We start from the raw sequence: 6,556 nt of genomic DNA, 5'->3' as shown, positions 1-6,556 counted from the left end.
TAGTTGAGTTTTAGTAGATTATAATATAATATTAGGATGATGTTAAATAAGTTAGATTTTTTCTTAAAAGATAATAATATATTTCTAAGTGGTTCTGCTGGAGTTGGTAAATCATTCTTAACTACAGAACTTGTTAAATTATATAGAAAACAAGGTAGAATTGTTGTTGTATTAGGTTCTACTGGATTAAGTGCATTTAATATAGGAGGAGTTACTTTACATGGTTTTTTTGCCTTTAAAAGATGTCAAAATTATGATGAATTGTATTATGAAGATCGAAAACAAAGAAATAAGTTAGAAAAATTAAAAAGAATTTTAAAACAATGTGATTTATTAATTATTGATGAAATTTCTATGATAAGTGCATCTTTGATGGAAATGATTTATTATAGATTAACAAGAAGTGACTTTAGTGGTAAAATTTTATTAGTCGGTGATTTTTTTCAACTTCCACCTGTAATAAACTACAAAGAGAATCAAAACACTTTATTTCAAAATACTCTATATGCTTTTTCTTCTCAAGCTTGGAATGATTTAAAATTTGTCAATTTAAAGCTTAGTATTACTAAAAGAACTTTAGATAAACAATTTTATGAATATTTATTTTTTCTTAGAATTGGCAAAGTAAATCAAGAAATACTAAGTTTTTTTAAAAAAATGTTAATTTATCCAAAAGATTTGCTTGAGTATATGGATGAATATACCCTATTGTGTGCTACAAATAAAAAAGCTAATTGTATAAATGCTAAAAAATTAAATCTTTTGCAAGGTAAAGAAAAAATATTTAAATCAAGAATGGAAAAATTAGATCATACTTTAGATGATAAAATTTATGAGCAGTGGATTAAAGGATTAAATTCTTTAGAGGAGTTAAAATTAAAAATAGGTTCTAAGATTATTTTTTGTGTAAATAATAAAGAGGAAAATTATTACAATGGAGAACAAGGAATTATTTTAGATTTTATAAAAGATAAAGAGCAAGAATATATTCTGATAGAGAAAAATAATGGTGAAAGATTGAAATTAAAACCATATGAATATACCTTAGAAGAGTATGAGTTAGACAAAGATGAAAAACTAGAAGTTAAGATAAAAGCTAAATTTGTTCAATTTCCTATAAAACTAGCTTATGCTATAACAATCCATAAATCTCAAGGTATGAGTATTGATAAATTAATATGTGACATTGATGGAATTTTTGAAAAAGGACAATTATATGTATGTTTATCAAGGGCCATTAATCCTTGTAATTTAAAAATCATATATAATTATAAAATGCCTTTTGAGGATTATTTTTTAAGAATTTTAAAAACCGATAAAGAAGTGAAAAAATTTTATTTACAAGAAAAATTTATAGATTTAGAAGAAGATGAGGAGATAATATGAAATGGATTATAGTTTTGCTTTTAATGTTTTTTAATATCCATGCTAGTTCCTTGAGTATAGAAAATTTTAGAACTGATTTGTATTCAAAGGTTGGAAATAATACTTTAAAAAAAATTGAAATGAATTTAGATTTTGAAGGAGAAAATTTAGATCAAAAGAAAATTATAGATGCTTTAAATACCATTGTATCTAGTTATTTTTATGAAGATTTATTTACAGAAGTTGGTAAAAATAATTTTAAAGAAACCTTGCTTAAATTTAGTAATAAAAAATATAAAACTCAAATTAAAAATATTTATATTTTAAAAATTAATTCGGTAGCTAAGTTTGACTTGGAAGAATTTAAGCGTTTTATAAATGATTTGGAAAAAAAAGATGACAATACAATAAAAACTATCAAACAAAAGGAAATTCAAGATAATTCCAAAGTTGCAAAAAATACGGATCAAAATAATACTCAATCAAAAGATATAAATACCGATCAAATAAACAACAATGATAAAGATGATAATAAAAGTTTTAATCAAGATACTAACACAAGTAAAGAGGCTATGGATATGATTTTAAAAACCATGGAAAAAACTCAAATGCAAATGTTAGCTCCAAGTAAAGAACAGCAAGATTTGTTTAATGAAATACCATTTTGATTATTGAATAATATCAAAATGGCTTGGGATTTTTGGTATAAAAATATTTTCGTTGATAATTTGATCAAATTTCTGATTATAAAAATAAATACTAACTAAGTTTCCCAACTCATCTTTATAAGAAATATTACTAAGATTATCATTTTTTAGTTTGATATTATATGTGATATTTTCGTATTTTGCTTCATAATTTTCATGAGATATTAATTTTGCATTTTTAAAAATTTCTTGAAGATTTGGTAAATTTTGCAATTGAGTATAAATAGCTTGTTCTAACTCAGGCTCTATGATAATAACTTCTTTGTGATTGATATAAATTTGTTTTTTATTTGGTTTAGTATAATTCCAAAAGGCTTTATTTTGAGTAATGATAAAATTTCCTTTATAATTTAGCGAAGAATTATTGCTTTGCACCTTTTGTTCAAAATCACTACTAAAATTTTTAAAATTTATATCAAAAGCAAAAATACTACAAACAAATAACATTAAAAATATAAAATATCTCATAATTATCCTTTAAAAATTTTGTAAATTATATAAAATTTATCCAAACAAAACTTTTTATATAGTTCTAATTAAATTCAAGGTATAATCTAGCATATATTTTTGTAATTAAAGGTAAAAAAATGTTTTCTAGTGTATTTAAAGCAATATTTGGCACAAAAAATGATCGAGAAGTAAAAAAATATTTAAAGAGGGTTGCACAAATTAATGCTTTAGAATCAAAATACCAAAATTTAAGCGATGATGAATTAAAACAAGTATTTATAGAATTTAAAACACAAATTCAAAAAGAAGAACAAACTTTAGACCAAATATTGAATGATGTTTTTGCGATAGTTAGAGAAGTAGGAAAAAGAACTCTTAATATGCGTCATTTTGATGTGCAATTAATTGGTGGTATGGTTTTACATGATGGAAAAATTGCTGAAATGAAAACTGGGGAAGGTAAAACCTTGGTTGCAACTTTACCTGTTGTATTAAATGCTATGAGTGGTAAGGGTGTGCATGTGGTTACCGTAAATGATTATTTGGCTAAAAGAGATGCAGAGCAAATGAGTGCTATTTATAATTTTTTAGGTTTTAGTGTAGGTGTGATACTTTCAGAACAAAATAGTGATGAGGCGCATAAAAAAGCTTATGAGTGTGATATAACTTATGGTACAAATAATGAATTTGGCTTTGATTATTTACGCGATAACATGAAATTTTCAAAGCTTGAAAAAGTACAAAGAGAGCATAATTTTGTTATAGTTGATGAAGTAGATAGTATTTTAATAGATGAAGCAAGAACTCCGCTTATTATAAGTGGGCCTACAAATAGAACTTTAGACGGCTATATTAAAGCAAATGAAGTAGCAAAACAAATGCAAAAAGGCCAAGTAGCTGCTACTCCTCAAGAATTGCCAAGTGGTGATTTTGTTGTTGATGAGAAAAATAGAACTATTATGATTACAGAGGCTGGAATTTCTAAGGCTGAAAAATTATTTGGAGTAGAAAATTTATATAGCTTAGATAATGCAATATTGGCCCATCAGCTTGATCAGGCTTTAAAAGCGCATAATTTATTTGAAAAAGATGTGCATTATGTATTAAGAGATAAAGAAGTTGTAATTGTTGATGAATTCACGGGAAGATTAAGCGAGGGAAGACGCTTTAGTGATGGTTTACACCAAGCATTAGAAGCTAAAGAAGGGGTAAAAATTCAGGAAGAAAGTCAAACTTTAGCAGATATTACTTTCCAAAATTATTTTAGAATGTATAAAAAGTTAGCAGGCATGACAGGTACTGCACAAACTGAGGCAACGGAATTTTCTCAAATTTATAATTTAGATGTAGTTTCTATACCTACAAATATACCAATTGCAAGAATAGATAAAGATGATTTGATTTATAAAACTCAAGAAGAAAAATTTAAAGCAGTTATTGAAGAGATAAAAAAAGCAAATGCAAAGGGTCAGCCAGTTTTAGTGGGAACTGCAAGTATTGAAAGAAGTGAAGTATTTCATAATATGCTTGTAAAAGAACGCATTCCTCATCATGTGCTTAATGCTAAAAATCACGAGCAAGAAGCTTTGATTATCCAAGATGCAGGTAAAAAAGGTGCAGTGACTATAGCTACTAATATGGCAGGTCGTGGGGTTGATATAAAAATAGATGATGAAATAAGAGCTTTAGGCGGGCTTTATATTATAGGAACTGAGCGTCATGAAAGCAGAAGAATAGATAATCAACTTCGTGGTCGTGCAGGGCGTCAAGGTGATCCTGGTGTAAGTAGATTTTACTTAAGTTTAGAGGATAATCTTTTGAGAATTTTTGGTGGCGATCGCATAAAAAATATCATGGAAAGATTGGGTATAGAAGAGGGCGAGCATATAGAAAGTCGTATTGTTACAAGAGCTGTTGAGAATGCGCAAAAAAAAGTTGAAAGCTTGCATTTTGAGAGCAGAAAACATTTGCTTGAATATGATGATGTGGCAAATGAACAAAGAAAGACTATTTATAATTATAGAAATGAATTGTTAGATGAAGAATTTGACTTGCAAGATAAAATTTTAAAAAATATTGCTGAGTATAGTAATTACTTAGTAAGCCAAATTTATCTAAATGCAGAACTTGAAGATGATGTTAAGCATTTTGAAAGCTTAAAGCAAAAAGTAAATTATGAGTGTAATCTTGAGCTTAGCGAAGCTGATTTTAAAGATTTAGGTGTAATTGAAGTAGAAAATAAATTAAGTGAAATTTTAGAAAAAGCTTACAAAGATAAAATGAATATTATTGAAGATAAGGAAGCTAGAAGAATTGAAAGAATTCTATATCTTCAAATTTTGGATAATCTATGGAGAGAGCATTTATATCAAATGGATATTTTGAAAACTGGTATAGGTTTAAGAAGTTATAATCAAAAAGATCCTTTAGTAGAATATAAAAAAGAAAGTTATAATCTTTTCATGGAGCTTGTTGAGCGTGTTAAATTTGATAGTTTGAAATTACTATTTAATGTAGTTTTCACTCAAAAAGAAGCACAAAATTTTGAAGAAAAAAGCCACGAACAAAACGAGCAGTTTTTAGCTAATACCACAGAAAGTGGTGTTGATGAAAATGGTGAAGCACAAATTACTAAAGTACCTAGAAATTCACCTTGTCCTTGCGGTAGTGGTAAAAAATATAAAGAATGTCATGGTAAAAGTGGTCCTAAAAAGGGTATTTTAGCTTAAGGTTTGAAATGAATTTAGTTATAGTTGAAGATGATATAAATATGAGAAAATCACTCGAAATTGCTTTGAGTGAGTATGAAGAATTTGCTATAAAATCTTATAAATCAGCAACTGAAGCTTTAAAAAAACTAAATGATGATGTTGATTTGATTATTACAGATATTAATATGCCGGGTATGGATGGTATTGAATTTGTGCAAGCTTGTGAGAATAAATATGATTTTATTATTATTACAGGTAATGCAACGCTAAATCGTGCCATAGAAGCAGTAAGACTTGGAGTAAAAGATTTTCTAGTAAAACCATTTGATATTAATACTTTAGTAACTGCGATAAAACGCGCAAAAATAATTCAAGAAAAGACTTCTAAAAAAACAAACAAAAAGATTATCAAAAAAGAAGAAAATCAAGATTTTTATGGCACTTCTAAAGCTTTGGAAGATTGTTTAAAATTGGCTACTAAGGCTGCTAAGACAGATGCAAGTGTGCTTTTTTTTGGAGAAAGTGGGGTAGGTAAAGAAGTTTTTGCAAATTTTGTGCATAAAAATTCAAAAAGAGCACAAAAACCTTTTGTGGCTATTAATATGGCAGCAATTCCATCAAATTTGATAGAAAGTGAGCTTTTTGGTTTTGAAAAAGGTGCATTTACCGATGCTAATACTACTAAAATAGGGTTGTTTGAGCTTGCTAATGAAGGCACTTTGTTTTTAGATGAAATAGGTGAAATGCCTTATGAAATTCAAGCAAAATTATTAAGAGCCTTGCAAGAAAAAGAAATTACAAGATTAGGAAGTACTAAAAGTATAAAGATTGATGTAAGAATTATTAGTGCAACTAATGCTCATATAGAAAAAAAGATTACAGATAATGAATTCAGACAAGATTTATATTATAGGCTTAATACTATTCCTATTAATATACCACCACTAAGAGAGCGTCAAGAAGAAATTTTGCAAATTGCACAAAAGGTATTACTTGATACATGTAAAGAATACGATTTTAATGAAAAAACTTTAAGTCAAGAAGCACAAGGTACTTTGCTAGCTTATGATTTTCCAGGTAATATTAGAGAATTGATTTCTATTATACAAAGAGCTTGTATTTTAAGTGAAAATGATGAGATTAGCGCTCAAGATTTATTTTTAGAAAGTAGAAAAAGTAAAGATATTAAAAATCTTGAAAAAGAATTGATTTTAGAAGCTTTAAAAAATTCGCAAGATATTGCAGAAGCAGCTAAGCTTATAGGGATGAGTGAAAAAATTTTTAGTGAAAAAATGAAAAAATACAATATTACTTAAAAAGGAT

Annotated in this window: 5 protein-coding genes; 4 read left to right on the top strand and 1 reads right to left on the bottom strand. The window is 27.0% G+C overall.

Going from position 1 to position 6,556, the window contains the following annotated elements:
* The first annotated feature begins 39 nt into the window (after window positions 1-39).
* Both L8X38_RS06365 and L8X38_RS06360 read left to right on the top strand, forming a co-directional pair.
* On the top strand, window positions 40-1,386 hold the full coding sequence (locus tag L8X38_RS06365; RefSeq protein WP_263661589.1) for an ATP-dependent DNA helicase: 1,347 nt from the start codon (window positions 40-42) through the stop codon (window positions 1,384-1,386).
* Window positions 1,383-2,033, top strand: a complete 651-nt coding sequence (locus L8X38_RS06360) for a flagellar basal body-associated FliL family protein (protein WP_263659318.1) — start codon at window positions 1,383-1,385, stop codon at window positions 2,031-2,033. Before L8X38_RS06365 ends, L8X38_RS06360 begins: the two co-directional genes overlap by 4 nt.
* On the opposite strand, the gene lolA is transcribed toward L8X38_RS06360, so the two are convergent.
* Window positions 2,034-2,540 (bottom strand): LolA-like outer membrane lipoprotein chaperone, encoded by a 507-nt coding sequence (gene lolA / locus L8X38_RS06355; protein WP_263661588.1) that lies wholly within the window; start codon window positions 2,538-2,540, stop codon window positions 2,034-2,036.
* A 119-nt stretch (window positions 2,541-2,659) separates the two neighbouring features.
* On the opposite strand from lolA, the gene secA reads away from it, so the two are divergent.
* Together secA and L8X38_RS06345 are read left to right on the top strand one after the other, a co-directional pair.
* Window positions 2,660-5,251: a preprotein translocase subunit SecA gene (secA, locus tag L8X38_RS06350; RefSeq protein ID WP_263661587.1), complete on the top strand. Its 2,592-nt coding sequence runs from the start codon at window positions 2,660-2,662 to the stop codon at window positions 5,249-5,251.
* Between the two features lie 8 nt (window positions 5,252-5,259).
* Window positions 5,260-6,549: a sigma-54-dependent transcriptional regulator gene (locus tag L8X38_RS06345; protein ID WP_263661586.1), complete on the top strand. Its 1,290-nt coding sequence runs from the start codon at window positions 5,260-5,262 to the stop codon at window positions 6,547-6,549.
* The last annotated feature ends 7 nt before the right edge of the window (window positions 6,550-6,556 follow it).

The sequence above is a fragment of the Campylobacter sp. CNRCH_2014_2452 genome (assembly GCF_025772865.1).
In the GTDB taxonomy this organism is placed as follows: Bacteria; Campylobacterota; Campylobacteria; order Campylobacterales; family Campylobacteraceae; genus Campylobacter_D; species Campylobacter_D lari_D.
Note: the sequence above shows the minus strand (reverse complement) of the source record. Positions and strands in the feature narration are given on the sequence as shown.